Here is a 25,233-nt window from a genome sequence, read left to right as displayed (position 1 = left end):
CATGACTGAAAAAGATTTTTTCTTTTGCTATTCAAAAAAGTTGTCAAATTTTTTAACATATAAAGAAATCAAATACATTACGAGAGCAATAAATCCAGCAACAAAAACAATGTTTAGTATGTATGTTAAAAATGAAACGCTGCAAAAGGCATTAGATGAGTATAAGGAGTTGGAGGGCTGATTTAGTCCTCTTTTTCACTCCATTTAATTTAAAAATTTAATTTAACAGAGGAGCTAATTATTATGAAGGTGGAAAAATTATATACAGGTCAAAAGTTTAAAAATTATAAGGAAATGTGTTCGATTTTAGAAATTGAAGTAAAAAAGAGTACCAAAAGTAAGAAATATCAATTTATTGAATTAGAAAGATTTTGTACATACAGAAAATCAGGTCATTCCATTCTTATTGATCAAGTCTTTGAAACACCAAAAGATAAAGTTGATAATCGTGGTAAAAGTGAAGGCAGCCGTAGATATGTTTATGGTGAAGTAATTCAATTACTCATTGCTGATTTATTAGCAAGAGTTAAAGATAATCGTATTTCAATTAGTCGAGGGCAACTTTTACAAGTCATTAATATGACCAACATTAATTACGGATATGCAGGGGAAAATGTCACGAAATTATCAGAATATGCCAATATAAATAATGACATTATCTATGACTTTTACAATACAACCAATAGCAATTTTAAGAGTGCGATTGAATCGGCTCTAAATGCTCTTATGGATAAACGAGTCATTTGGTATGAAATAGTCACTAAAATTAAAAGAGGAGAAATTAGTGATATAGCTAACGAGGAAGAAAAAGAATTGATCATGAAAAAAGAAGCACAGGTATTAGATGAAATGGGCTATGCTACTGTTTCACAAGTCAGAATGTCTGCTGATTGGAAAAAATTTAAGCGTAAAGTTAAGAAATTACTTAATGAAACAACTTCCATTGAATATTATTATTTTGCTTATAACATTATTGTAAATGATGAGTTTGTAGAAAAAGAACGTGATAAATTATTGGAATTTCTTATCGAAGATGATAAATGTTTAGAATATAAAAAGAATCTTAATACAACTGTTTGTGAAAATTTATTACACAATGCGGAGAAACGTATTTACAAGGCAAACAATCCAGATCATTGGGGTAAGTCTTTAATCAATAAGAAAGAACTCATTAGATTGATGAGGAAAAAACCCAATTACCTAGAGGATATTAAAAAACTCATTGATTTACTTATTAATGATAAAACAGTTGATTTACGGACACAAATCACTGAAACAGATGTATCTAATAGATTCGAGGAAATCGACTGGGATCAAGTAGAGGATTTATTTAAGTAAAATAGAAATGTAGCAGTTTTACTTTTTATTTATATATATAGATTTTTCGTAAATGTGCTACAAAATAAAAAAACGACACTTTTCAACTACCTATATATTAATAACTACTATAGGTATCTGAAAGGTGTCAAATTTTTAATAGTTGAATAATGGAGGTATATGGAGAAGGTAAAAAGCAACCTTCTCTTTTCATTTCGTCATAAAGTACATGACTCATGAAGATTAATTATTATTTTATCTATTATATTTAAATTTTATTTAAGTCGGGTGAATTGCGATAGCAAGAGGGGTGGGCTTAGGTAGACGGCTTTAGGAACGATAGTGGATAAAGTTGGCTAGTTGGTTTAAGCCCCTTATATATGGTGTAAATTTATAACCTTTTAAAAAATCAAATTAATCATAAAAGGAGAATCGTAAATGTTTAAATTATTCCGTTATAAAAATCAAATTGAAAATGTTAAAAAGGATGTAAAATCCATTAAATCCAACGTTGATAGATTAGATGAAAATTTTAATGAAATGAAGACAGTATTTGCTGATTTAGATAGGAATATGGCTGATTTAAGACAAGATATTAACCAATTCCAAAAAAATAATGAAGAAATGTTGAGGTTAAACGAGGAAATTTTAAAAGGATTACAGGAGATAAAAGTAAACTCCTTAAAGTTAAACGAGGTGACAAAAAATGAATATTAGGGAAGCTTTGAAGGGTGTGACATGGAAGCAAGCCGAGTATTTTAAATGGAAGCATGATATTCGCTACCAGAAACAGTTGCCTAAAAAAAGTAAAGAAGACTTCTTAAGAATGGTTGATCTGAAGACATTAAACTCATTTATTGAGTGGGAACGGACAAGTGAATATAAAAATTTATTGCTGCTATTGCTGGAATCGAAAGTTGCCAATGACATGGAGGATATTTATAAGATTGTTGTTGATAAGGCGAAGGAAGGCGATGAGAAGTCAATTCGTCTATTTCTAACTATGCAAAAGGATATACAGGCAAACGCTAAACTTGCTAATAAAGCAATGATTAAAGAAGTAGTAGAAGATGATGAGGATGAGTTGGATTTAAGTTAAAGGGTTCGCCAAAATGGGGAAAGGTATGTAAAGTTTGCATATCCTTTCAACGTGTGAGTAATAAGCACATCAGGTCAAAATGGCGATATTGCAAAGGGTACTCGAAGAATGAGTTGCCTTTTTCGTTATTGAAGTAGGAATCCCCAAGATGGGGAATCCAAAAAAGTGCATACACAAACTTTACATATTGGAGGTGGAAAAATGATTAAAACTATTAAAAATAAAGCAATCGCTAAAGTTATGAGTGATTTTAGATTGTTCAGTAAAAATTTTATTAAAATTATTGATAACAACGGTGAAAGTGTACCGTTTATATTGAATCCTGAACAAGAAGAATTTACTAAAACAATGGATAAATATAATGTAATTTTAAAGGGACGACAGATCGGATTTACAACGTGGTCATTGGCTTATATGCTCTATTCAGCCATAACAAAGCCAGATACATCATACATGATTATGACGCAGCACAATAAGGTTACTCAATCATTATTAAGAAAGATTAAGAAGATGTACAATTCATTGCCACATGACAATCCTAAATATAATCATTTGTTTCCTAAATTAGAGTTGAGCAATAGGGATGAGATTTATATGAGTAATGGCTCTAGGATCATGGTTGCAACAGCAGGTGGAGAGGATTCTATTTCTGGTAACACATTTGAATTGATTCATTTTAGTGAGATGGCAAAATATCCTCAAGAAGCACAAGAGGAATTAATAGCAACAGCCATACCAGCGTTAGCAAAGAACCCTAATAGTAAGATTATCATTGAGTCCACAGCGATGGGGTACAATTACTATCAAGAGTTGTTTATGAAGGCTTACAGAGGTAAAGAGAGTGTGTGGAAGGCACATTTTTATAGTTGGCTTGCTGAAGCGTATTCAAAGCAATTTAAACACTCATTCGATGAAGCAGAAAATTGGTTCAGGTTACACAACAAAGGTGCAAGAATGAGCAAGAAAGACCTGGAACATGATGAGAAGGTTCTGCATGAAAAATACGGTGCTAATTTTAGACAATTGATGTATAGGAGATACTATATAGAATCAAATTCACTTGAAATATTCATGCGTGAATTTCCTACTACTCCAGATGAAGCTTTTATGGAGTCAAATAAAGCCGTATTCGATACGAAGAAGATTATTGAACGTTTACAATATGTTATTGATCCATTCCCTTATGCCGACATAATGTCGGAGTTACCAGACACCTTGCAGCCATACATAAATAAAAATCTATTCATTTATCATATGCCTAAAAAGGGAATGAAAATGTATGCGGGAGTTGACGTTGCTAGTGGTAGTGGTGGAGATAATGATAACAGTACAATGAGTATATTCAATGAAGATGGACAACAAATGGCTTCATTTTATGCGAACGATGTGTCCACATATGAGTTTGCCAAAGTGGTCAATGAGATTGGTCGCTTTTTTAATTATGCTTTCATTTGTGTGGAGCGTAATAATTTAGGCATAACTGTATTAGAGCGATTAAGGAAAAAACATTCTTATATGAACCTTCTTAAACATAAAGTTTTTAATGAAAAAGGTAGGAAAAAAGTAAAATTAGGATTTCATACAAATGAGAATAGTAAGCCTATTTTAATTGAAGATTTAAAAGAATATTTTGAGATGGGCATAGTTAATATAGAATGTATCCAGACGTTGGAGGAAATGAAAATCTATCAAAATAACAAGGGAAAAATGGGTAACAAGCGTGGCAATGGGCTTCATGATGATTTAGTGATTAGTACGGCGATGGCTTGTCAGGCAATAAAACAGGGGAAATATTACGTTGATATTTAACAGAGTGACATATTGTATCTCTGTCGCAGAGAACGATTAAGAAAGCGAGGATTGCACAGTTTTTGAAAGAGTATTGGGGTGTAAAAAATGGTGGAATCCGAGGTAATCAATATATTAGTTTGGCAGAAGGACAAAATGTCCCACTGCCAAAAATAGAAAGAGGGAATGAGAATGACGGATTTACAACAGTATATTAAAGAGAAATATAATAGTTCAAGTGAGTGGTTTATTGATTTTGTAAATGAATATACCAATCAATCTAAAGTAAATAAGGTGGAGGGATTAAAAAGTTATCTTTCAGGCAACCATAAGATTTTACATAGACAAAATTTTAAACATAATGGCAAGGAATATGAAGCAAGAAAGATTGTGTTGAATTATGCTAAGACGATTTTATCGTTTATGAAATCCTACTTGCTTCAAACTCCTATTACATTGATTGGAGATGAGAAGGTAGTAAAGGAATATAAGAAGGTCATCAAGCAAGGTAAGTATGACCGTTTGAACATGAAAATCCTCGACAAAGTATTAAAGTATGGGGATTGCTTTGAATATGTGTATATGGACAAAGCAGTTATTAAAAGTAAGATTATCGGAGCCGATGAAGGATTCCCTTTGTATAATGAAGTCAATGAAATGATTGGCTTTGTTCAGTTCTTTATGAGTGATGGCATTGACTATTACACAGTGTATGAGGATGATGTAGTTAGTCAATACGATAACAAAGGCGGTAAGGTGAGATTAACAGGAAGATATGCTAATCTATCTGGATTACCAGTTGTATATAAGAGTGAGAATGAATTATCTGAAACAGAAGGTCGCAGCGAGTTAGAGGATTGGATTTCTATTCTCGATAACATGGAAAGCTTGTTGAGTAAGCAATCAGAAGCGACAGAGAAGTTTCTTGATCCAGTATTCTTGTCAGTAGGTCAAACGATTAAAGAGACATTGCCAGCCGATATTATTGGTAAAGGGATTAACCTTGATGACGGTGGGGAAGCGAAATATCTCCAAGCACAGTTAGATGTTAAGTCATTTGAGACAACATATAAAGCGTTACAATCATCGCTACTAGATATTAGTAGTACGCCTAGTGTTAGTATGAATAAGACGGATATAAGCAACTTGTCAGAGGTGAGTATTCGTTTGTTGTTCTCGTTGGCTAATGTGAAAGCAGGCATGAATGAGCAATTTATGAGAGAGGGAATAGAGGATAGATTTGATAAGATTCGCAAATTGTTGGAGTACAAAGGGATTGTGTTAGGTGACGATGAGTTCAACACATTGAATCATGTGTATCATTACGCTATGCCTTCAAATGATAAGGAGATTATTGAGAATTTGAAATCATTGAAAGAAATGAATAGTATCTCAACAGAGACAGTGATTAGTAAAACACCGTATATTCAAGATGTGGCAGGAGAATTGGATAAATTGAAGGATGAGGGATTGTTGGGTAAAGGTGAAGATAATCCTTTAGTTGAGTGAAGTGTTATTGTGGTCGCTCAAACCGACCAAGTTGTAAAATGAATCCTATAATAATTTCCAGGAAGAATGCTAGATAAATTTTAGGATAAATGTTGATGTGTCAAGTGTTTTTGCTTTACAGTATATGTCCACTTCCACGCACCTGTTATATGATCGACCATTCATATATCAATGAATAACGGTTCATTTTTACATAAATATAGCGTTTTTAGCCAGCATATTTTATACATTCATTCTCTCAAATATGGGGAATTCCTTGTCATCAAGAAATTTAACAGTTAATCAGTTCACAATCTTTATGCAGTCAGTAATCATTGATATAATAGTGTTTATCGGTGTTTATGTATAAAGATTGTGAAAAATAACTATAATACATATGAGGGTATATGAAAATAGATGGTGTCATAAACGTTGATTTAATAGGGTTTGTCAATTATGAAGTTTACATAAGTAGTTACATAATCAATGTTATCGGAAGTTGACAAAATTAGTAGGAATTAAAATAATGTATAAATATCAATAAATATTCATTAAGTATTACATTAATTTACAATGTGTGTATAATGGTTCTTATGCCCACCTTTTTCTATATTCAGTTATGGAGCGGCTAAAGGTGATACTATCGCTACCAGATACCCTAATGATGAAAATGAGTTCCGCATCTTATCCCTTTACACACCCACGAAAAAAAGCAGGTACGAAAATTGTTCGTAGCAGGACAAACGATATTTGAGATTGGAAGGAGGTTAAAACACGTTAAGGAGAATGATTTAGTTCATGGTGAATTTGGTAAATGGTTAGATTCAATAGAAATAAACCATAGAACAGCACAGCAGATGATGAAAATTGCTTCTGATCAAAGGTTGAATACGAGTACATACACGCATTTGGGTACGAGAGCTTTATATGAAATAGCAACATTATCAGAAGATCAAAGAGAAAAACAACACATTATTCCATCAACAGGAAATAGCATAAAAGGGACACAATGTCCCGATTAAAAGTGAGATTATCTCACAGTTTAAACAGGGATAGTCAAACTATCTTAGTTAAAAATAATTGGAATATCTTATAGAAAAGGAGATTGATAATATGAATAACCTTCAAAGATTAGAATTGGAAGTATCAGGAACAAAATTATCACAAAATGAATTATCAGTATACCTTCAAGAAAACGGACTGAATCCAACAGATGAATATGATCCTTCAAGCGATGCCAATAAACGTGCTATTTACGGAGCGGCTCTATCAATATTAGAATCCATCGCCAACAATCCAAACAATTTACGTTCACTGAAACTAGACGATATGACTATTAGTGATTTTGCCGATTCTATCATGGCTCGAATTGATCAATTGGATAGGAAGATTCGTTTGTTAAAGAAGGATGAACAGCAAGCCAGCCAATCACAAGTATTTATTTTATTTGAGTAAAAAAGCCAATAAAAAACCTTCAACTAGGAGACAGCCCAGAAGAAGGCATGGATGCTTGATACTGATAAGTATTAGCCATCATTGGCAATTCTATTTTAACCTTAATGGATAAATTATGCAAGGAGGGAATTAGATGTTTGAAGTTGATATGGATTCAATTTTTTCTGTGGCAGCGGTTGATATTAAAATCAATGATGAAGATAGAAAAGGGATTATCACTAATCCTAAAATTGCTAGTAATGAAATGAGACATATACATACGCTTGATTTAATGAAAAGAGGGGATGTTGTCACATATGATGATGTCTCTTTTTTAATTACATCGGAAACGATTACTAAACGTCATAGCAAGTATAAGGCTATCATGCAGCACTGTAATTTTAATAAGGAGATTCCAGGAGGAGTCAAAGAAGAATATATGAGAGATGAGGATGGTAATTTAATTCTTGATGATTTTGGTAGACCTATTCCTATTGAAGTTGAGTTGCCGCCTGTTAAAATAAGCGGTATTATTGATCAAGATAAAATGGGAATTAATTATCAGCAATTTATTTTAACTACTGGATTAATCACTTTGACCTTGCAAGATAATGAAAAGACTAGAGAGACATTTCCATTAGATTACGTGTTTGAATACGGTGATAGCAATTGGAAAGTGATTAATCGTGATTTCACAAAGAGTGGATTAATAATTTTGTCTTGTGAAAAAAGTATTTAATGAAATATCACGTTGACAAATAGATAAATTTTCTAGTAAGATTGAGGAAAGAGTTACACATTTGACCAATGAACTCTTATAACAATGACCAATCAATAGAGAATATTTTAATATAAAGCATTTATTTGAGACTTGATATATCAACATTCATACTCCTATTAACTCATCTTACTTGTCACCAATTCAGAATTTATTGCGATGGTAGCAGATAAGTTACGCCTAGAACATAAGGCTTCTTGAAAGAGTTAGAAGTATCATACGTTAGATCAATGTATAAAGAGGAACGGAGTGATCGTTACCTCTTGTTTTTTATTTTCAGACAAGTAGGAAAGGGAGATTACGTATCATGACGTTGATTTTTGCCCACCGAGGCTATTCAGCTATAGCACCAGAAAATACGATGATAGCGTTTCAAGCGGCTGAAGACGCTGGAGCAGATGGGATTGAGTTAGACGTTCAAATGACAAAGGATGGGTGCTTAGTTGTCATTCATGATGAGAAGCTAGAGCGCACAACGAATGGCCAGGGCTATGTGAAGGATTGGACTTGGAGCGAGATGAAGCATTTGCAAGCCTCGTACAAATACCCAAACATCCAACCTGCACCGACGATACCTTTGCTTATTGAGGTATTTAATTGGATGAAAACTAACCGTTTATTATGTAATATCGAGTTGAAAAATAACGAATTTCTATATCAAGGGATGGAGGAAAAGGTTCTTCAGCTCATCCGTCAATATCAATATGAAGATCGAGTAATTATTTCCTCCTTTAATCATTATTCCTTGGCTCATTTTCACCGCCTTGCTCCCGATATTCAAACGGCTATTTTGTATTCCTCTCATTTGTATATGCCATGGAAATATGCCTTAGCCATTGGGGCTAATGCGATTCATCCCAATCTTCGCACAGTCAATAGCGCCATCATCCAATCCTCGATGGAACATGGTGTGGCTGTTCGCCCTTATACCGTTAATAAAGAGAAGCAAATGGAATGGCTCATTACACAAGGGTGTTCCGCGATGTTCACAGATGATCCTCAAAAAGCGATCACCATTCGAAAGTCAATTCTAGGACAGTAAAAATAAAAGGCTTTGCTGCAATGTTTGTATAACCATTGTAGCAAAGCCTTTTTCATGATTTTTTGAAACGATCTTGTACTTTGTTATTTTTGCGGTCGCGCCGAAGAATAAAGCCAGCGATAAAACTTAATCCGCCAATAAATAAAAGCAAACCGACGATAAATTGTAACCATAGAAACGGAAATAGCGGATGTGAAATACCAAACAGCATATCTCTCATTAATTTAATGCCTAATCCTGCAAGAAAACCTGGAATGACTAATATTAATAATGCGATAAATCGAACCATTTATTGTGCTCCTTTAATTATTCCTCAAAAAAATCATATCCTACTAGATAAATTTGTCAAGCGACAGTTAGTTTGCTTACAATAGAAGTGTGCAAAAATCTGCAGGTGGGGGTGGGTTCATGCAATATGATCTTATTTTTGAGTCAATTGATGAAGGGATGATTGTTGTCGATCACTCTGAGGAAATTATTTTGTATAACAAAAGTGCGGAACGGATTATTGGGGTAGATAAACAGCAAGCAGTCGGTCAACATATTAGAACTGTCATTCCAACTAGTCGGCTTCCTGAAGTGATGAAGGAAAAGAAAGCGGAAATTAATCAAGAGCATCAGCTTTCAACAAATTCAAAAATTATCACTTCCCGAATTCCGATGATTACCGATGAAGGAGAAGTGATTGGCGCTTTTTCTGTGTTTAAGGATATTACCGAAGTGATGAATTTAGCTAATGAAATTACCAATTTAAAAGAAGTACAAACGATGCTTGAAGCAATTATTTATTCAAGCGATGATGCGATTTCTGTCGTGGACGAACAGGGAAGAGGATTATTAATTAATCCAGCCTACACAAGATTAACAGGATTCAGCAAAGAAGAAGTGATCGGCCAGCCGGCTACGACGGATATATCGGAAGGAGAAAGCGTTCATCTTCAAGTACTAGAAACGAAACAGCCTGTGCGCGGGGTGAAAATGAATGTGGGCGCCAAAAAACGAGAAGTCGTTGTCAATGTCGCTCCAATTATCGTTGATGGACAATTAAAGGGAAGTGTAGGCGTCATTCATGATTTGACAGAAATTCAGTCATTGACGAAACAATTAAATAGAGCGAGACAAATTATTCGAACGCTAGAAGCAAAATATACGTTTGAAGATATTGTCGGCCGCTCGGAAGAAATGACGATAGCGATTGAACAAGCGAAAATAGGGGCAAGTACACCAGCCACTGTTCTTTTAAGGGGAGAATCGGGAACTGGAAAAGAGCTGTTTGCTCATGCGATTCATAACGCAAGTGACCGTCGTTACAATAAGTTTATTCGGGTTAATTGCGCTGCTCTCTCTGAATCTTTGCTAGAAAGTGAACTGTTTGGCTATGAAGAAGGGGCCTTTTCAGGGGCCCGTCGTGGTGGTAAAAGAGGACTTTTTGAAGAAGCGAATAACGGTAGCATTTTTCTTGATGAGATTGGTGAATTAAGCGCGAACACTCAGGCGAAACTGTTACGGGTTCTACAAGAACAAGAAATTGTTCGTGTAGGTGGGACGAAATCGATTCCAATCAATGTTCGCATTATTTCAGCGACGAATGTCCATTTAGAAAAAGCGATGATTGACGGCAGCTTTCGTGAGGACCTGTATTATCGCCTGAATCGAATGCCGATACATATCCCGCCGCTTCGAAACAGGAAAGCTGATATTCCGTTATTATGTGATCGTTTAATTATTAAGTTAAATCAAGATTATGGACGAAATGTAAAGGGGCTGACGCCAGCTGCTTTGCAGAAGTTAACGAATTATCATTGGCCGGGAAATGTCCGTGAACTAGAAAACATTTTAGGTCGAGCGATGATTTTTTCGACTTATACGGAAACCTTCATTGATACGGATGCATTACATGTCATTGAAGGACAGCAGAAAAGGGCAGTTCATGAACAAAAAGAGCCGAATAAACACGAATCTTTTGATACTCTTCAAGAAATGATGGACAACTATGAAAAAATAGTCATTCAAGAGGTGCTGGAGAAAAACAATGGCAACAAAACGGCCACAGCCAAAAAACTAGATATATCCATTCGAAGTCTGTATTATAAATTAGAAAAGTATAACTTGAATTAAGTTGCATGCAAAAAAATGCGCTATTTGCAATTACTTGCATATATCTAAATGGGAAATAAAGCGTTTTCAATGTTAAGAGGAATTGGCATAGTAATTGCATTATTAAAAATGGAGATATAAAATCATTTATTTTAAACGAGGGGGATTTACAATGGAAATTTTTAAATATATGGAGACATATGATTACGAGCAACTGGTTTTTTGTCAAGATAAAACATCAGGATTAAAAGCGATTATTGCGATTCATGATACGACACTTGGGCCAGCACTTGGTGGAACGAGAATGTGGACGTATGCATCCGAAGAAGAGGCCATTGAGGATGCCCTTCGTTTAGCTAAAGGGATGACATATAAAAACGCAGCGGCAGGGCTTAATCTTGGTGGAGGAAAAACGGTGATTATCGGCGATCCTCGAAAAGATAAGAATGAAGAAATGTTCCGAGCGTTCGGCCGTTTCATTCAAGGTTTAAACGGTCGCTACATTACGGCTGAAGATGTAGGAACAACAGTAGAGGATATGGATTTAATTCATGAAGAAACGGATTATGTAACAGGGATTTCGCCAGCCTTTGGATCTTCAGGGAATCCATCTCCAGTGACGGCTTACGGTTGCTTTGTCGGTATGAAAGCAGCGGTAAAAGAAGCATTTGGTACCGATTCATTAGAAGGGTTGACGGTGTCTGTTCAAGGGGTGGGCAATGTTTCTTATCACCTTTGCCGTCATCTTCACGAAGCAGGAGCGAAACTAATCGTTACAGATATTAATAAAGAAGCTGTTCAGCGAGCAGTGGCTGACTTTGGTGCTCAAGCAGTGAATCCAGACGAGATTTATGGAGTAGAAGCAGATATTTTCGCACCGTGTGCCCTTGGAGCGATCATCAATTCGGATACCATTCCGCAATTGAAAGTAAAAGTGGTCGCAGGATCTGCTAACAACCAATTAAAAGAAAATCGTCATGGAGATGAGTTGCATGAACGCGGCATTATTTATGCACCAGACTATGTTATTAATGCGGGTGGCGTGATTAACGTGGCGGACGAGCTTCATGGATATAACCGTGAACGTGCGATGAGAAAAGTAGAACAAATATACAATAATATTGAAAAAGCAATCGAAATTTCTAAGCGTGACGGAATCCCAACGTATCAAGCGGCCGATCGTATGGCTGAAGAAAGAATTGCGAAGATGCGTGGGTCTCGCAGTCAATTTTTATTAAATGGTCACCATATTTTATCAAGACGTTAAAAGATTGTTTAGTTATTTAACGAGATGAATGGAGGTGCGGCTATGCAGATGAAACCATACCGAATGCTTGTGATGTATGCGGACAGTCATTCGGTCAATGCAGGGATATTTGACAATGAAATAGCTGTATTTGAACGAACTCTGCCTTTGGAAAAAGAGCCGCCATCTGTTCGAATGATTAATACTTATTCAGAAAAACTATTAGCTTCTCTTGATGAGGAAGGCATGAATATGTCAAAGCTGCAAGCGATTTGTGTCCCAAGTGCTGCAAATGAGATGCCCAAACCTAACCTATTGGTGGGCATAAAAATCGCTGATGTTATTGCTGAACGGTTACGTATTCCTGTTTTCTTCGTGCATACAAACATATGGGGAAAAGAAAGCAGCAAGCAGGTAGCTTATGATGGTGATCCGTTGCTGCTTTCGCTGGCCCAACAAGCATTATTGCAAAGGTCATCAACGAAAAAGTAAGAATAGAGGAGGAGAATCAATGGCTGAAGAATATGATCTAGTCATTCTCGGTGGAGGAACAGGTGGATATGTAGCGGCTATTCGAGCATCACAGCTCGGATTAAAGACGGCGATCGTTGAAAAGAGTAAGCTAGGCGGCACCTGCTTACATAAAGGCTGTATTCCAAGTAAAGCGTTACTTCGAAGCGCGGAAGTTTTGAAAACCGCTGAAAAAAGTGAGGAATTCGGGGTAGTGACAGGAGCCGTTTCATTGAATTTCCAAAAGGTGCAAGAGCGAAAGCAAAACATCGTAAACGGTCTTCACAACGGCGTCGTTGGATTGATGAAAAAAGGGAAGATCGATGTGTTTGAAGGCATCGGTCGGATGTTAGGTCCATCGATTTTCTCACCACTTCCAGGAACGATCTCTGTCGAAATGAATAACGGAAGCGAAAACGAAATGCTTATTCCTAAAAATGTCATTGTTGCAACAGGATCGCGTCCAAGAACGTTACCAGGTCTAGACTTTGATGGTGAGTACATTCTTTCCTCTGACGAAGCGCTTGAGTTAAAAGAAGTGCCTCAATCGATTGTGATCGTCGGTGGAGGCGTCATCGGGATTGAATGGGCATCGATGTTAGCTGATTTCGGAGCAAAAGTGACGGTTTTAGAATATGCGAACCGAATCATTCCGACAGAGGATGCTGACATTTCTAAAGAAATGGAGCGTTTATTGAAAAAGCGTGGCATTGAGGTTGTCACGAACGCGAAAGTATTAGCGGAAACAGTAGAAAAACAAGAGGGACAAGTGACGATTCAAGCTGAAGTGAATGATGAAAAGCGTTCGTTTACCGCAGAGAAATTACTCGTATCAGTTGGACGACAAGCGAACGTGGAAGGCATCGGTCTTGAAAATACGGATATTGTGGTAGAAAAAGGGTTTATTGCTACGAATGAATTTTATCAAACGAAAGAATCCCATATTTATGCGATCGGCGATGTCATTGGTGGCCTTCAACTTGCACATGTTGCATCGCATGAAGGATTGACAGCTGTGGAACATATAGCAGGTGAAGCAGCGGACCCAATCGATTATACAACGGTTTCTAAATGCATTTACTCTAGTCCTGAAGCAGCGAGCGTCGGTTTAACAGAGCAAGAAGCGAAAGAGAAAGGCTATGACGTGAAAACGGGTAAATTTTCTTTCCGAGCAATTGGAAAGGCGCTCGTTTATGGAGAAAGCGATGGTTTTGTCAAAATCGTAGCTGACAAAAAAACAGATGATTTGCTAGGTGTTCATATGATTGGTCCTCATGTGACTGACATGATTTCAGAAGCAGGATTGGCTCGTGTGCTAGATGCCGCTTCATGGGAAGTGGCTCATACGATTCATCCACACCCAACATTGAGTGAGGCAATTGGCGAAGCTGCTTTAGCTGTCGATGGTAAAGCAATTCATTCTTAAAATAGGTGAATCAAGGAGGAATAAATATGGCTGAAAATCGTCACGCAGCATTAGGATTAAGTGATGAAAAAGTATTAGAAATGTACGAAATGATGTTGCTTGCCCGCCGTTTAGACGAGCGGATGTGGTTATTAAACCGCTCAGGAAAAATTCCGTTTGTAATTTCCTGCCAAGGTCAAGAGGCAGCGCAAGTAGGAGCAGCATTCGCTTTAGACCAAGAGAAGGATTATGTTCTTCCTTATTATCGTGACTTAGGTGTTGTGTTGACGTTCGGAATGACCGCGAAGGAAATTATGTTATCTGGCTTTGCCAAAGCAGAAGACCCGAACTCTGGCGGTCGCCAAATGCCTGGACATTTCGGACAAAAGGAAAATCATATTGTCACAGGTTCTTCTCCAGTCACGACACAAGTGCCACATGCGGTGGGAATCGCTCTAGCAGGAAAAATGGAGAAGCAAGACTTAGTCACGTTTGTGACGTTTGGGGAAGGCTCATCGAACCAAGGGGATTTCCATGAAGGAGCGAACTTTGCGGGCGTTCATAAACTTCCAGTCATTTTTATGTGTGAAAATAATAAATACGCGATTTCTGTTCCAGTAGAAAAGCAATTAGCTTGTGAAAATGTATCGGATCGTGCTATTGGGTACGGTATGCCAGGCTTCACGATCGATGGAAATGATCCGATTGAAGTGTACAAATATGTGAAAGAAGCAGCTGAACGCGGCCGTCGTGGCGAAGGCCCAACGTTAATTGAAACAATTTCTTACCGTCTAACTCCTCACTCTTCGGATGACGATGATCGCAGCTATCGTTCGCCAGACGAGGTACAAAAAGCGAAAACAAATGATCCGATCATTACATTCGGTACGTATTTGAAAGAAACGGGTGCCATGACGGATGCACTCGAAAAAGAAATCAATGATCGCATTATGATTCAAGTAAACGAAGCGACAGATTATGCGGAAAATGCACCTTATCCAAATCCAGAAGATGCATTGACATTTGTCTATGCACAAAAGTAATAAGGGGGGAGACAATCATGCCAGTAATTTCTTATATTGATGCGGTAACGATGGCGATTCGCGAAGAAATGGAACGCGATCCGAAAGTATTTGTGTTAGGAGAAGACGTTGGGAAAAAAGGTGGCGTATTTAAAGCGACGCAAGGGCTGTATGATCAATTTGGCGAGGAGCGAGTGATTGATACGCCGCTTGCGGAATCAGCTATTGCTGGAGTTGGCATTGGTGCGGCGATGTATGGGATGCGACCAATTGCGGAAATGCAATTTGCTGACTTTATTATGCCCGCTGTAAACCAAATTATTTCAGAAGCAGCGCGCATTCGCTATCGTTCTAACAATGATTGGAGCTGTCCAATGGTTATTCGTGCACCTTACGGTGGAGGTGTTCACGGAGCGTTGTATCATTCACAATCCGTTGAAGCGGTGTTTGCTAATCAGCCGGGATTGAAAATCGTCATGCCTTCCACTCCGTATGATGTGAAAGGATTATTAAAAGCAGCGATTCGTGATGAAGATCCTGTATTGTTTTTTGAGCATAAACGAGCATATCGCTTAATTAAAGGGGAAGTACCGACAGACGATTACGTGTTGCCGATTGGTAAAGCAGATATTAAACGTAAAGGAGACGACTTAACCGTCATTACGTACGGGTTATGTGTTCATTTTGCGATGCAAGCAGCAGAGAAGCTATCTAAAGACGGAATTGAAGCGGAAATTGTTGATTTACGTACCGTTTATCCATTAGATAAAGAAGCGATCGTTGAAGCGGCTAGCAAAACGGGGAAAGTACTGCTATTAACGGAAGACAATAAAGAAGGTAGCATCATGAGTGAAGTATCAGCGATTATTGCAGAAAATTGCTTGTTTGATCTTGATGCCCCAATTAAACGATTAGCGGGTCCTGATGTTCCAGCGATGCCGTATGCACCAACGATGGAAAAGTATTTCATGGTGAACCCAGATAAAGTCGAAAAAGCGATGAGAGAATTAGCGGAGTTTTAATCATAAAGGAAGGAGGAGTTTGAATGGGTGTAGAAAAGGTAACGATGCCTCAACTTGGAGAAAGTGTGACTGAAGGAACGATTAGTAAATGGCTGGTGAGCGTAGGGGATCAAGTGAATAAATACGATCCGATTGCGGAAGTAATGACGGACAAAGTCAATGCGGAGGTGCCATCTTCTTTTACCGGTGTCATTAAAGAATTAACGGCGGCTGAAGGAGATACGTTAGAAGTGGGCGAAGTGATTTGTTTAATGGACGTGCAAGGAGCAGGCGGAACTGCGGAAGCAGAAGCACCGCAGCAAGAACAAGCAGAGTCATCCGTTGAGCAAACAACGGCAGGAAGCGAAAATAAAGCTCGTTATTCACCTGCTGTATTGAAATTATCGCAAGAGCATGGCATCGATTTAGCACAAGTGAAAGGCTCTGGAAAAGGCGGTCGAATTACTCGTAAAGATATTTTGACAATCGTCGAATCGGGCGTCATTCCACAGGCAAATGAATCATCTGCAAATGAAACTCGTGAACAACAAGCGCCAATTCAAGCCCCTGTATATGAAGAGAAAGCGGCTCCGAAGACGGCGAAGCCAAGCGTGACTCCTCTTCCGGGTGATGTGAGCATTCCTGTGAATGGTGTTCGCAAAGCGATTGCTGCTAATATGGTACGCAGCAAGCAGGAAGTGCCTCATGCGTGGACGATGATGGAAGTCGATGTAACGAATCTCGTTGCCTATCGCGATTCCATTAAGAAAGAGTTTAAACAAAAAGAAGGCTTTAACTTAACGTACTTCGCTTTCTTCGTCAAAGCGGTCGCTCAAGCACTGAAAGAATTCCCACAAATTAATTCCATGTGGGCAGGTGACCAAATCATTCAAAAGAAAGATATTAATTTATCGATTGCTGTGGCAACGGATGATGCATTATTTGTTCCGGTTATTAAACAAGCCGACGAAAAAACAATCAAAGGCATCGGCCGTGAAATTTACGAATTAGCAGGCAAAGTTCGTACAGGCACATTAAAAGCAGACGAGATGCAAGGTGGCACATTTACGATCAATAATACGGGATCATTTGGTTCTGTACAATCGATGGGAATTATTAATTACCCGCAAGCAGCGATCTTGCAAGTAGAATCGATTGTGAAACGTCCAGTCGTGATGGACAATGGAATGATTGCTGTTCGTGATATGGTTAATCTGTGTTTATCACTGGATCATCGTGTGCTTGATGGGCTCGTTTGCGGCCGCTTCTTAAAACGCGTGAAAGAGATTCTTGAAAATATATCCGAGCAAACATCGGTTTATTAATCAGAAAGAGACTGACCCTTTAAGTCAGTCTCTTTCTATTTTTTCCTCCAGTAACCGTGTAAGTGAAGCTACCCAAAAATATCATAATAAAAATGAAGAGAGAGCCTTTTGAAAATAAAGATCTTCTACCCGTTTCAAATAAAAGATGTGCACCATATTGAAGTCCCATGTTAATTCCTAAAATAAGCAGAGCGGTGATAGTGCTAACGATCACAGCTCGAACATATAAGGAGAATTTATTCACCAGTGAGCACATCCTCTTCAAACGATAAGTTGATCGGTTCATCCAAAAATTCTTGTGAAACCTCTACATGAGTGATTGGCACGCTTTGATCGACCTCTTCAAACTTAAACCCATCCATCCACACATGACCAGTTCCAGATAGCAATACACCGAAAGAAATGATTGAGCTATTATTAGGGATGTCTAACACGATCGAATAGAGGTTCCAGTTGGTATCATTTTGAATCGGTCGATTGTACATATTATCAAATTGCAAAACATCACCAGCTGTATTATCAACTCGCATCCACATACCGCAAAACGGCTGTACCTTTTCCGTCTTAATAAAAGCAGATAGTTTTATTCGTTTTCCAATAAATTTTCCCGCTTTAAATTGCTGCATCATTGTCGCGAATTCCCCTTCTTCTTGAACGGATACAGATTTCAAATAACCAGAGTAGCGTCCTTGATGAATCACTTTTTGATCTCTTCCCATTTGATAATTGTGAGGATGACTGCCGCTTAAAAACCAGCCTTTAACATTTTGTTGATTGTCCATTTGATTCCCTCCATTTGAGTGTATAATCGTACTTATGATTTTTCGATACTGTCCTGGTGGCATTTGATATACTTTTTTAAACGCTCTCGTAAACGATTCCTGTGTGTTGAAATGAAAATGATAAGCAATCTGAATAATCGTTTCATCTGTATACAGTAGCATCAATGCCGCGTTCGTTAGACGTCTGCGGCGAATATAATCGGTGGCTGTCATTCCTGTTTCTTTCTGAAAAATCCGGTGAAAGTGGAACGGGGAAAAACCAGCCTGTGCGGCTACTTTTTCTGAAGTCAATGTGTCATGTAGATGATTTTCGATATAATCGATCGTTTTTTGTAAAACGGGTTGGTAATTCATGCTAGGCCCTCCCTTCAATTACAGAATACTAAAGAGCAAGTCGAGATTCTTGATTTTTTTTGCTGTTTTTACGCCCATCACAAAAAACTGCCGGGGAGCTCCCAGCAGTTTTTGAGTTAATTATTTAAAGAGACCGGCAATCCAGTCGATGATGGATTGGAAGAAGTCGATAATGGATTGAAAGAAGCCTTGCCCTTCTTCAGAGTTTTTGAAATCATTCCAGCGATCCTTCGCTTTGTCTAGCTGATTTGTTACTTGATCCCAGTTAATGTTCAAGTCTTTCATCCGGTCAAATAGAGCAGCTAGCTGATCTATTTGTTCTTGCGTCAGTTGAATGTTTAGCTCATTTGATACGTTGTTAATGATAATTTGAATGTCTTGAATCGTTTGTGGATTTTGTTTTGCAATTTCTTCCTTAATTCCTTGCATTAAATCTGTTGCTTCCTGTTGTCCGATTTGATCGCCAAGCTTAGCTGTTGTGACCATTTCTTCATTGGCTACTTGCTTTTGGTCTTCTGGAATCTTCTCGCCTGTTGATGTTTCATAGGCTTTAATGAGTCCAGTCAAACCAGCCGTTCCGGACACTTCAAACGGAGCAGTGACAAGGACATCTGCATCTTTAACTCCCGCAGTAGATAAGGCATTTGTGTACATTTCTTTTGAAACCCATGAAATGTTATTCGTTTGGACGTTAATGCCATACCCTTTTTCTTTCATCGTAATTTTACTTGATGAAATCGCTCTTGATCCGATTTGCGCTTTCGGGATATAGTTTCCTAAATATTTATGTTCTTCTTCATTTGATACCGTTACGGTCGTGACGTCTTTAGGAACGTCCATTTGTTCAAGCACTTGTTCTTTTTGGGCGGGTGTTAAGTTCTCGCCGAGAGTAACAATCACATCTCCGACGACGCTATCTGCTTGAGCGATCGTCCCAAAGCTTAGGAATAATACTCCTAACCATGCGATAATTCGTTTCATTATGTTCTCCCCTAACTTGGATTTCCTCTTTTATGTAAGAGGGTACTAATAGAATAGCATGTTCTTAAACTTTTTTCACGAAATGCTTGCTGTTCATACCTAAAAAAAGGAAGTGAAGATTTTTGTTTTTCTGTTTCCCTCATTGCTTGATAGGAAAGCTTCATATAAAATAAAAATAGGTATAATATTTAGAATTTTTGTACCTTGAATTGTAATCGATTACAAAACGAAGGGGGAAAAGGGGATGAAGATGGAAGAGATGAAAGCCCAAAGTTTTGCTCATGTGTCTTTAGAGGAATGGAAAAAGACGGCGGAAGCTTCATTAAAAGGGAAGTCGTTAAATAAATTACATACCGAAACGTATGAACAATTGATATTAAAACCTCTTTATTTAAAAGCGGATCTAGAACATGTAGAAGAAGAACAGTTTCCGGGGGTCCCTGCGTATACTCGTGGATTTTATAAAGGTGGCTATGTAGAACAGCCATTAAAAACGGCTCATCGCTTAAAAGCCCATTCAGCCACTGATCTTCAAACGAAGCTATCAGTGGCGATCGAAGCCGGGCAGGGTGCTTTCTCTTTTTCTATCGAGGAACAGGCGAGAATGACTTTTCGTGAATGTTCCGCATGGTTAGCAGCTTCACATCCGTTATACATAAACACAAAAGATCATTTTTTAGCGTTCTCAGCCTTTCTTGTAAAAGCGGATGTCGCTGAATTACAAGGTGTAGTAGGAACGGATTTGCTCTCTCATTTCGTGACAATGGGGTTAGTTCCGGATGAGCAAGCGCTCGCTCTTCATGTTGAGGCGTTAACAGAAATGAAGCAGCGTTATCCGAAAGTGAAAACAATTGTGGTCAATACCGTCCCTTATCATTTAGCAGGGGCAAATGCCATTCAAGAAATTGCTATTGCCTTGTCTGAGGCTGTTTTCTATATAGAATATCTTAAAGGGAAAGGATGGACGCCATTAGAGGCCGTTCAATTATTTAACTTTCACTTCGCCGTAGGTTCACAATTTTTCATGGAAGTGGCTAAACTACGCGCTTTTCGTAAATTATGGACGGCATTATGTGAATCTTATGAAATAGAAGGAGAAGCGGTGAAAGTCACGATTGGTGCGGAAACATCTGAATTCACTCTTTCTAAGCTAGACCGTCATGTCAACATTTTGCGGACAGGTAGCGAAGCATTTGCTGCTATGCTTGGGGGAGTCGAATATTTACAAGTGACACCTTTTGATCAATTTAATGGTAAGACATCTACTGTAGCGGAACGTGTCGCAAAAAATATTCCATTAATTTTACAAAGTGAGTCTCATCTGACGAAAGTAGTAGACCCAGCAGGTGGTTCTTATTTCATTGAGTCTTTAACGAATGAACTTGCTCAAGCTGCGTGGGAGAAGTTTTTACAAATAGAAGAAAGCGGCGGCTTGTTACCCGTGTTGAAAGCAGGAACGTTACAACAAGAGCTAGCTCAAGTGCTAGAGCAACGGATTGCCGATTTAGCCGTTCGTAAAAAATCAATGATCGGCACAAATATTTACGCCGATTTGAATGAAACATTCTTTAGTGAGTATGAGGGAATGGAAGTGTTATTAGCCGATAGAGCAGTTTCTTCCTATAAAGAATTGCTTAATCAAGTAAGTGAAGAGCGGACGTTGGCTGAGCTTCATGTAAGAGATAGTGGAGAACCGGTGATCCCGGTGAAACCTCAACGGTTAGCTGAGCCTTTTGAACAATTAAGAGAACGGGCAGTCGGCATTCAAGCGAGTGGAAAAACGGTTCAAGCGGGTCTTATTTGCTTAGGGAAGCTAAAGGACTTTAAACTGCGAGCAGATTATGTAACAGGCGTACTTTCTACTGGTGGGATTTCCGTTCAAGTCAGTAATGAGTGTCATTCAGTAGAAGAAGTGGTGCAGTTCGTCCAGAATACTCAATTCCCTTACTACTGTATTTGTGGAAAAGATGAAGCGTACAAAGAGTTTGGCCCTAATTTAATGACTGAGCTGAAGCGAATTCAAGCAGTAGGTCAAGTAGACCTTGCTGGCAAGCTTCCAGAAGCGGAGCAAGCAGAGTGGCTGGCGGCAGGACTAGATGGCCATGTATTTGTTGGCCAAAATCTATTAGATAAGCTGTCATCTTTGTTAGCATTATGGGAAAGGGGAGCTATTCATGAGTAAACCTAATTTTAAAAAGGTCGATCCATTTGTTGCGGAGAAAGAGTGTTCATTAGCAGAATGGAAGCAGTCATTAGAGACTGAAGTGAAACAATCTTTTGAAGAGCTTTCTTTTGAAACGAATGAATTTATCTCTTTACATCCTCTTTATACGCAGGAGGACACGAAAGAGCTGTCGCATACAGATGATATGCCAGGAGTTGTTCCGTACACGAGGGGCCCTTATCCGACGATGTATGTGAACAGACCGTGGACGGTTCGCCAATATGCTGGCTTCTCAACGGCCGAAGAAAGTAATGCCTTTTATCGTCGTAACTTAGCTATGGGGCAAAAAGGATTATCGGTTGCATTTGATTTGCCGACCCACCGCGGCTATGATTCTGATCATCCACGAGTCGTTGGAGATGTTGGAAAAGCAGGTGTAGCGATCGACTCGGTTGAGGATATGAAAATTTTATTTTCGGGTATTCCACTTGACCAAATGTCTGTTTCCATGACAATGAATGGAGCGGTGTTACCGATTATGGCTTTTTACATCGTCACAGCAGAAGAGCAAGGCGTTTCTCAAGAAAAATTATCAGGAACGATCCAGAATGATATTTTAAAAGAGTATATGGTACGTAATACGTATATTTATCCTCCAGAGGCATCGATGCGGATCATTGCCGATATTTTTGAATACACATCTAAACATATGCCGAAGTTTAACAGTATCAGTATTTCGGGCTATCATATGCAAGAAGCGGGCGCACCAGCTGATATTGAGCTCGCTTATACGTTAGCGGATGGCCTTGAATACGTTCGCACAGGATTACAAGCAGGAATTGATATCGATTCCTTTGCGCCGCGTTTATCTTTCTTCTGGGCGATTGGCATGAACTATTTTATGGAAGTGGCAAAAATGCGGGCCGCTCGCCGTATTTGGGCTCAGCTCATGAAGCCGTTTGGCCCGAAAAACAGCAAATCAATGGCGCTGAGAACGCATTCGCAAACATCTGGTTGGAGCTTAACGGAGCAAGATCCATTCAACAATGTGACAAGAACATTAATTGAAGCACATGCGGCTACAATGGGGCATACGCAATCTCTTCATACAAATGCACTTGATGAGGCGATCGCGTTGCCGACGGACTTTTCTGCTCGTATTGCTCGTAATACGCAGCTGTATTTACAAGAAGAAACGGGCATTACAAAGGTGATTGATCCATGGGGCGGTTCGTATTATGTGGAAGCATTGACGAACGAATTAATGGAGCGAGCATGGAAGCATATTGAGGAAATCGAAGAGCTCGGTGGAATGACGAAAGCGATTGAGACAGGTCTTCCGAAAATGAGAATTGAAGAAGCGTCCGCTAGACGTCAAGCTCAAATCGATTCGGGAACGGAAACGATTATTGGAGTCAACCGTTATCGCTTGGAGCAAGAGGACCCGATCGATATTTTAGATATTGATAATACAGCGGTTCGTTTAAAGCAAATTGAACGGATTCAACAAATGAAGGAAGTACGTGATGAAGAAAAAGTGGCCGATGCGCTCCAAGCGATTACAGAAGCGGCGAAAACGGGAGAAGGCAATTTGTTAGCATTAGCTGTAGAGGCAGCGAGAGCGAGAGCGACATTAGGTGAAATCTCCGATGCGATTGAAATTATTAGCGGTAGACATAAGGCAGTGATCCGCTCGGTGAGTGGTGTATACAGCTCGAACTTCTCGGATGAAGAGCAAATTGAAGAAGTGAAACGAATGACAGATGAATTTCATGAGCAGGAAGGGCGTAGACCACGAATTCTAATCGCAAAAATGGGACAGGATGGCCATGACCGTGGAGCGAAAGTGGTCGCGACTGCTTATGCGGATTTAGGGTTTGACGTTGATATCGGTCCATTGTTCCAAACACCAGAAGAGACAGCTTTACAAGCAGTGGAAAATGATGTTCATTCAATCGGGGTTAGTTCACTAGCTGCTGGTCATAAAACATTGCTTCCGGCATTAATTGCGGAATTGAAAAAGCTGGAGCGTGAAGACATTATCGTGTTCATTGGTGGAGTCATTCCGGCGCAAGATTATGATTTCCTCCGTGCGAATGGAGCAGCGGCCATTTTTGGACCTGGAACAGTGATTCCAGTATCGGCCCAAAAGATTCTAGAAGAAATTTATAAGAGCCTCGGTTACGAGGAAGTGAGTGAATAATGGATGAGAAACAAGATCCGAACCTAAAAGAGAGCGGGGATTCCGCTCTTCATGTGATGAAAGGGATTGCGTCAATACATGATGGTTTCACGTCTTCTAAAAAGAAAAGATTTCAAAAAAAAGTGAAGAGCTTGCCGAATATCGACGAACTTGTTACTGGTGTGCGCTCCGGGTCAAGAAAAGATTTAGCGAAAGCCATTACCTTCATTGAAAGTAATGCACTTGAACATTATCAGTTTGGACAGGAATTGTTACAGCGTTTATTGCCGCAAACAGGAAAGTCGATTCGCATCGGTATTACGGGTGTACCGGGAGCGGGGAAAAGCACTTTCATTGAAGCGTTCGGAAAAATGTTATGTGACCGTGGATTTAAAACAGCCGTACTGGCGATTGACCCGAGCTCTTCGATTAGCGGGGGCAGTATTCTCGGTGATAAAACTAGGATGGAATTATTGTCGAAGCACCCTAATGCCTTTATCCGTCCTTCTCCTTCTAGTGGAACGCTTGGGGGGGTACATCGGAAAACACGTGAGACGATGTTACTTTGTGAAGCGGCTGGCTTTGACATCGTGTTAGTGGAAACGGTCGGGGTCGGTCAAAGTGAATTTCTCGTTCGTGGCATGGTTGATCTCTTTCTCTTACTTGCCTTAACAGGAGCTGGCGATGAGCTTCAAGGCATGAAAAAAGGCATTATGGAGCTGGCCGATGCGATTGTCGTGAATAAAGCTGACGGAGAAAACGAGCCTTTAGCGAAAAAGACACAACGAGAGTTTAATCAAATTCTTCATATGCTACAACCAGCTACAAAAGGCTGGCAATCGAAAGCATATACGTGCTCATCGATCGAACAGCGAGGAATCGTTGAGATTTGGGAAATGATTCAAGCGTTCGAGAAAGCGACGAAAGAAAGCGGTGTGTTTCAAGAGCGCCGAAGCAGTCAGACGAAAGAATGGATGCATACATTAATTCTAGAACAGCTGAAAGCAAGCTTTTATCAGCATTCTTATGTAAAAGAGCATATGAAAGAGATGGAGATTCAGGCGATGAAGGGAGAAGTAACGCCTTCGCAAGCGGTGGAGGCTTTATTTGCTCATGTGTATCCTAAAACGAACGAATAAAACAGCGGGGGTTCGCTCCCGTTGTTTTTTTATATAAGAAATCAACTTGTAGTATTTGAAAACGGTCGGCAATTAGCTT

At 38.9% G+C, this 25,233-nt stretch carries 23 protein-coding genes and 1 pseudogene; 21 read left to right on the top strand and 3 right to left on the bottom strand.

Annotated elements, in window-relative coordinates:
- The first annotated feature begins 1 nt into the window (after nt 1).
- The 11 genes and pseudogenes from ACSVDJ_RS11200 to ACSVDJ_RS11150 all read left to right on the top strand — a co-directional run bounded on the left by ACSVDJ_RS11200 (nt 2) and on the right by ACSVDJ_RS11150 (nt 8,946).
- Nucleotides 2–181 carry a hypothetical protein gene (locus tag ACSVDJ_RS11200; RefSeq protein ID WP_439168798.1) on the top strand — a complete coding sequence of 60 codons (180 nt, stop codon included), beginning with the start codon at nt 2–4 and terminating at the stop codon, nt 179–181.
- A gap of 62 nt (nt 182–243) precedes the next feature.
- Nucleotides 244–1,338 carry a hypothetical protein gene (locus ACSVDJ_RS11195; protein WP_439168796.1) on the top strand — a complete coding sequence of 365 codons (1,095 nt, stop codon included), beginning with the start codon at nt 244–246 and terminating at the stop codon, nt 1,336–1,338.
- A gap of 417 nt (nt 1,339–1,755) precedes the next feature.
- Entirely contained in the window at nt 1,756–2,034 is a 279-nt protein-coding gene (locus ACSVDJ_RS11190; RefSeq protein ID WP_439168794.1) for a hypothetical protein, read from the top strand.
- Entirely contained in the window at nt 2,024–2,416 is a 393-nt protein-coding gene (locus tag ACSVDJ_RS11185) for a hypothetical protein (RefSeq protein ID WP_439168792.1), read from the top strand. Before ACSVDJ_RS11190 ends, ACSVDJ_RS11185 begins: the two co-directional genes overlap by 11 nt.
- Nucleotides 2,417–2,617: 201 nt before the next feature.
- Nucleotides 2,618–4,225, top strand: a complete 1,608-nt coding sequence (locus ACSVDJ_RS11180) for a terminase large subunit domain-containing protein (protein WP_439168790.1) — start codon at nt 2,618–2,620, stop codon at nt 4,223–4,225.
- A gap of 171 nt (nt 4,226–4,396) precedes the next feature.
- Entirely contained in the window at nt 4,397–5,713 is a 1,317-nt protein-coding gene (locus tag ACSVDJ_RS11175; RefSeq protein ID WP_439168788.1) for a phage portal protein, read from the top strand.
- 704 nt (nt 5,714–6,417) lie between these two features.
- On the top strand, nt 6,418–6,714 hold the full coding sequence (locus ACSVDJ_RS11170; RefSeq protein WP_439168787.1) for a DUF3102 domain-containing protein: 297 nt from the start codon (nt 6,418–6,420) through the stop codon (nt 6,712–6,714).
- 91 nt (nt 6,715–6,805) lie between these two features.
- A complete protein-coding gene (locus ACSVDJ_RS11165; protein WP_439168785.1) occupies nt 6,806–7,147 on the top strand; it encodes a hypothetical protein in 342 nt (113 codons plus the stop codon).
- Nucleotides 7,148–7,280: 133 nt separating this feature from the next.
- Complete coding sequence (locus tag ACSVDJ_RS11160; RefSeq protein WP_439168784.1) at nt 7,281–7,865, top strand: hypothetical protein; 585 nt, start codon at nt 7,281–7,283, stop codon at nt 7,863–7,865.
- A 177-nt stretch (nt 7,866–8,042) separates the two neighbouring features.
- Nucleotides 8,043–8,105 (top strand): annotated as a pseudogene (locus ACSVDJ_RS11155) (hypothetical protein); the annotation flags it as partial.
- Between the two features lie 106 nt (nt 8,106–8,211).
- A complete protein-coding gene (locus ACSVDJ_RS11150) occupies nt 8,212–8,946 on the top strand; it encodes a glycerophosphodiester phosphodiesterase (protein ID WP_439168783.1) in 735 nt (244 codons plus the stop codon).
- Nucleotides 8,947–8,998: 52 nt separating this feature from the next.
- Here ACSVDJ_RS11150 and ACSVDJ_RS11145 read toward each other — a convergent pair whose 3' ends face one another.
- Nucleotides 8,999–9,235: a DUF2627 domain-containing protein gene (locus ACSVDJ_RS11145; protein WP_094835210.1), complete on the bottom strand. Its 237-nt coding sequence runs from the start codon at nt 9,233–9,235 to the stop codon at nt 8,999–9,001.
- Nucleotides 9,236–9,354: 119 nt separating this feature from the next.
- Here ACSVDJ_RS11145 and ACSVDJ_RS11140 point away from each other — a divergent pair, with 119 nt between their 5' ends.
- From ACSVDJ_RS11140 to ACSVDJ_RS11110, 7 genes are all read left to right on the top strand, one after another.
- Nucleotides 9,355–11,064 (top strand): sigma-54 interaction domain-containing protein, encoded by a 1,710-nt coding sequence (locus ACSVDJ_RS11140; RefSeq protein ID WP_439168782.1) that lies wholly within the window; start codon nt 9,355–9,357, stop codon nt 11,062–11,064.
- Between the two features lie 151 nt (nt 11,065–11,215).
- Nucleotides 11,216–12,310, top strand: coding sequence for a branched-chain amino acid dehydrogenase (bcd, locus tag ACSVDJ_RS11135; protein ID WP_439168780.1), 1,095 nt, complete (start codon nt 11,216–11,218; stop codon nt 12,308–12,310).
- A 42-nt stretch (nt 12,311–12,352) separates the two neighbouring features.
- A complete protein-coding gene (locus tag ACSVDJ_RS11130; protein WP_439168779.1) occupies nt 12,353–12,781 on the top strand; it encodes a hypothetical protein in 429 nt (142 codons plus the stop codon).
- A gap of 19 nt (nt 12,782–12,800) precedes the next feature.
- On the top strand, nt 12,801–14,225 hold the full coding sequence (lpdA, locus tag ACSVDJ_RS11125; RefSeq protein ID WP_439168778.1) for a dihydrolipoyl dehydrogenase: 1,425 nt from the start codon (nt 12,801–12,803) through the stop codon (nt 14,223–14,225).
- A gap of 26 nt (nt 14,226–14,251) precedes the next feature.
- Nucleotides 14,252–15,247 carry a thiamine pyrophosphate-dependent dehydrogenase E1 component subunit alpha gene (locus ACSVDJ_RS11120; protein WP_439168777.1) on the top strand — a complete coding sequence of 332 codons (996 nt, stop codon included), beginning with the start codon at nt 14,252–14,254 and terminating at the stop codon, nt 15,245–15,247.
- A gap of 17 nt (nt 15,248–15,264) precedes the next feature.
- Nucleotides 15,265–16,248, top strand: a complete 984-nt coding sequence (locus ACSVDJ_RS11115) for an alpha-ketoacid dehydrogenase subunit beta (RefSeq protein ID WP_439168776.1) — start codon at nt 15,265–15,267, stop codon at nt 16,246–16,248.
- A 23-nt stretch (nt 16,249–16,271) separates the two neighbouring features.
- A complete protein-coding gene (locus ACSVDJ_RS11110) occupies nt 16,272–17,552 on the top strand; it encodes a dihydrolipoamide acetyltransferase family protein (RefSeq protein ID WP_439168775.1) in 1,281 nt (426 codons plus the stop codon).
- Between the two features lie 236 nt (nt 17,553–17,788).
- Here the strand turns inward: ACSVDJ_RS11110 and ACSVDJ_RS11105 are convergent, their stop codons facing one another.
- Nucleotides 17,789–18,688 (bottom strand): helix-turn-helix transcriptional regulator, encoded by a 900-nt coding sequence (locus ACSVDJ_RS11105; RefSeq protein WP_439168774.1) that lies wholly within the window; start codon nt 18,686–18,688, stop codon nt 17,789–17,791.
- A gap of 120 nt (nt 18,689–18,808) precedes the next feature.
- Complete coding sequence (locus tag ACSVDJ_RS11100; RefSeq protein ID WP_439168773.1) at nt 18,809–19,669, bottom strand: DUF1002 domain-containing protein; 861 nt, start codon at nt 19,667–19,669, stop codon at nt 18,809–18,811.
- Between the two features lie 244 nt (nt 19,670–19,913).
- Between ACSVDJ_RS11100 and ACSVDJ_RS11095 the strand changes: the two genes are divergently transcribed.
- From ACSVDJ_RS11095 to meaB, 3 genes are read left to right on the top strand one after another with little or no spacing between them, the layout of a single operon-like run.
- Complete coding sequence (locus ACSVDJ_RS11095; RefSeq protein WP_439168772.1) at nt 19,914–21,851, top strand: methylmalonyl-CoA mutase family protein; 1,938 nt, start codon at nt 19,914–19,916, stop codon at nt 21,849–21,851.
- Entirely contained in the window at nt 21,844–24,036 is a 2,193-nt protein-coding gene (gene scpA / locus ACSVDJ_RS11090; protein WP_439168771.1) for a methylmalonyl-CoA mutase, read from the top strand. The genes ACSVDJ_RS11095 and scpA overlap by 8 nt, the downstream gene beginning before the upstream one ends.
- Nucleotides 24,036–25,154: a methylmalonyl Co-A mutase-associated GTPase MeaB gene (meaB, locus tag ACSVDJ_RS11085; protein WP_439168769.1), complete on the top strand. Its 1,119-nt coding sequence runs from the start codon at nt 24,036–24,038 to the stop codon at nt 25,152–25,154. Before scpA ends, meaB begins: the two co-directional genes overlap by 1 nt.
- Nucleotides 25,155–25,233: the final 79 nt, after the last annotated feature.

The organism is Bacillus sp. Hm123 (genome assembly GCF_051842975.2).
In the GTDB taxonomy this organism is placed as follows: domain Bacteria; phylum Bacillota; class Bacilli; order Bacillales; family Domibacillaceae; genus Bacillus_CE.
The sequence above is the reverse complement of the archived record's forward strand: the minus strand, read 5'-3'. Positions and strand labels throughout refer to the sequence as shown.

What these genes read in the sequence shown, in the direction of transcription:
- ACSVDJ_RS11100 (WP_439168773.1), bottom strand. Translation starts at nt 19,669, where the DNA reads ATGAAACGAATTATCGCATGGTTAGGAGTATTATTCCTAAGCTTTGGG.
- ACSVDJ_RS11105 (WP_439168774.1), bottom strand. Translation starts at nt 18,688, where the DNA reads ATGAATTACCAACCCGTTTTACAAAAAACGATCGATTATATCGAAAAT.
- ACSVDJ_RS11180 (WP_439168790.1), top strand. Translation starts at nt 2,618, where the DNA reads ATGATTAAAACTATTAAAAATAAAGCAATCGCTAAAGTTATGAGTGAT.
- ACSVDJ_RS11195 (WP_439168796.1), top strand. Translation starts at nt 244, where the DNA reads ATGAAGGTGGAAAAATTATATACAGGTCAAAAGTTTAAAAATTATAAG.
- ACSVDJ_RS11150 (WP_439168783.1), top strand. Translation starts at nt 8,212, where the DNA reads ATGACGTTGATTTTTGCCCACCGAGGCTATTCAGCTATAGCACCAGAA.
- lpdA (WP_439168778.1), top strand. Translation starts at nt 12,801, where the DNA reads ATGGCTGAAGAATATGATCTAGTCATTCTCGGTGGAGGAACAGGTGGA.
- ACSVDJ_RS11200 (WP_439168798.1), top strand. Translation starts at nt 2, where the DNA reads ATGACTGAAAAAGATTTTTTCTTTTGCTATTCAAAAAAGTTGTCAAAT.
- ACSVDJ_RS11175 (WP_439168788.1), top strand. Translation starts at nt 4,397, where the DNA reads ATGACGGATTTACAACAGTATATTAAAGAGAAATATAATAGTTCAAGT.
- ACSVDJ_RS11165 (WP_439168785.1), top strand. Translation starts at nt 6,806, where the DNA reads ATGAATAACCTTCAAAGATTAGAATTGGAAGTATCAGGAACAAAATTA.
- meaB (WP_439168769.1), top strand. Translation starts at nt 24,036, where the DNA reads ATGGATGAGAAACAAGATCCGAACCTAAAAGAGAGCGGGGATTCCGCT.
- ACSVDJ_RS11185 (WP_439168792.1), top strand. Translation starts at nt 2,024, where the DNA reads ATGAATATTAGGGAAGCTTTGAAGGGTGTGACATGGAAGCAAGCCGAG.
- ACSVDJ_RS11140 (WP_439168782.1), top strand. Translation starts at nt 9,355, where the DNA reads ATGCAATATGATCTTATTTTTGAGTCAATTGATGAAGGGATGATTGTT.
- ACSVDJ_RS11130 (WP_439168779.1), top strand. Translation starts at nt 12,353, where the DNA reads ATGCAGATGAAACCATACCGAATGCTTGTGATGTATGCGGACAGTCAT.
- ACSVDJ_RS11115 (WP_439168776.1), top strand. Translation starts at nt 15,265, where the DNA reads ATGCCAGTAATTTCTTATATTGATGCGGTAACGATGGCGATTCGCGAA.
- ACSVDJ_RS11120 (WP_439168777.1), top strand. Translation starts at nt 14,252, where the DNA reads ATGGCTGAAAATCGTCACGCAGCATTAGGATTAAGTGATGAAAAAGTA.
- ACSVDJ_RS11110 (WP_439168775.1), top strand. Translation starts at nt 16,272, where the DNA reads ATGGGTGTAGAAAAGGTAACGATGCCTCAACTTGGAGAAAGTGTGACT.
- bcd (WP_439168780.1), top strand. Translation starts at nt 11,216, where the DNA reads ATGGAAATTTTTAAATATATGGAGACATATGATTACGAGCAACTGGTT.
- ACSVDJ_RS11160 (WP_439168784.1), top strand. Translation starts at nt 7,281, where the DNA reads ATGTTTGAAGTTGATATGGATTCAATTTTTTCTGTGGCAGCGGTTGAT.
- ACSVDJ_RS11190 (WP_439168794.1), top strand. Translation starts at nt 1,756, where the DNA reads ATGTTTAAATTATTCCGTTATAAAAATCAAATTGAAAATGTTAAAAAG.
- ACSVDJ_RS11145 (WP_094835210.1), bottom strand. Translation starts at nt 9,235, where the DNA reads ATGGTTCGATTTATCGCATTATTAATATTAGTCATTCCAGGTTTTCTT.
- scpA (WP_439168771.1), top strand. Translation starts at nt 21,844, where the DNA reads ATGAGTAAACCTAATTTTAAAAAGGTCGATCCATTTGTTGCGGAGAAA.
- ACSVDJ_RS11095 (WP_439168772.1), top strand. Translation starts at nt 19,914, where the DNA reads ATGAAGATGGAAGAGATGAAAGCCCAAAGTTTTGCTCATGTGTCTTTA.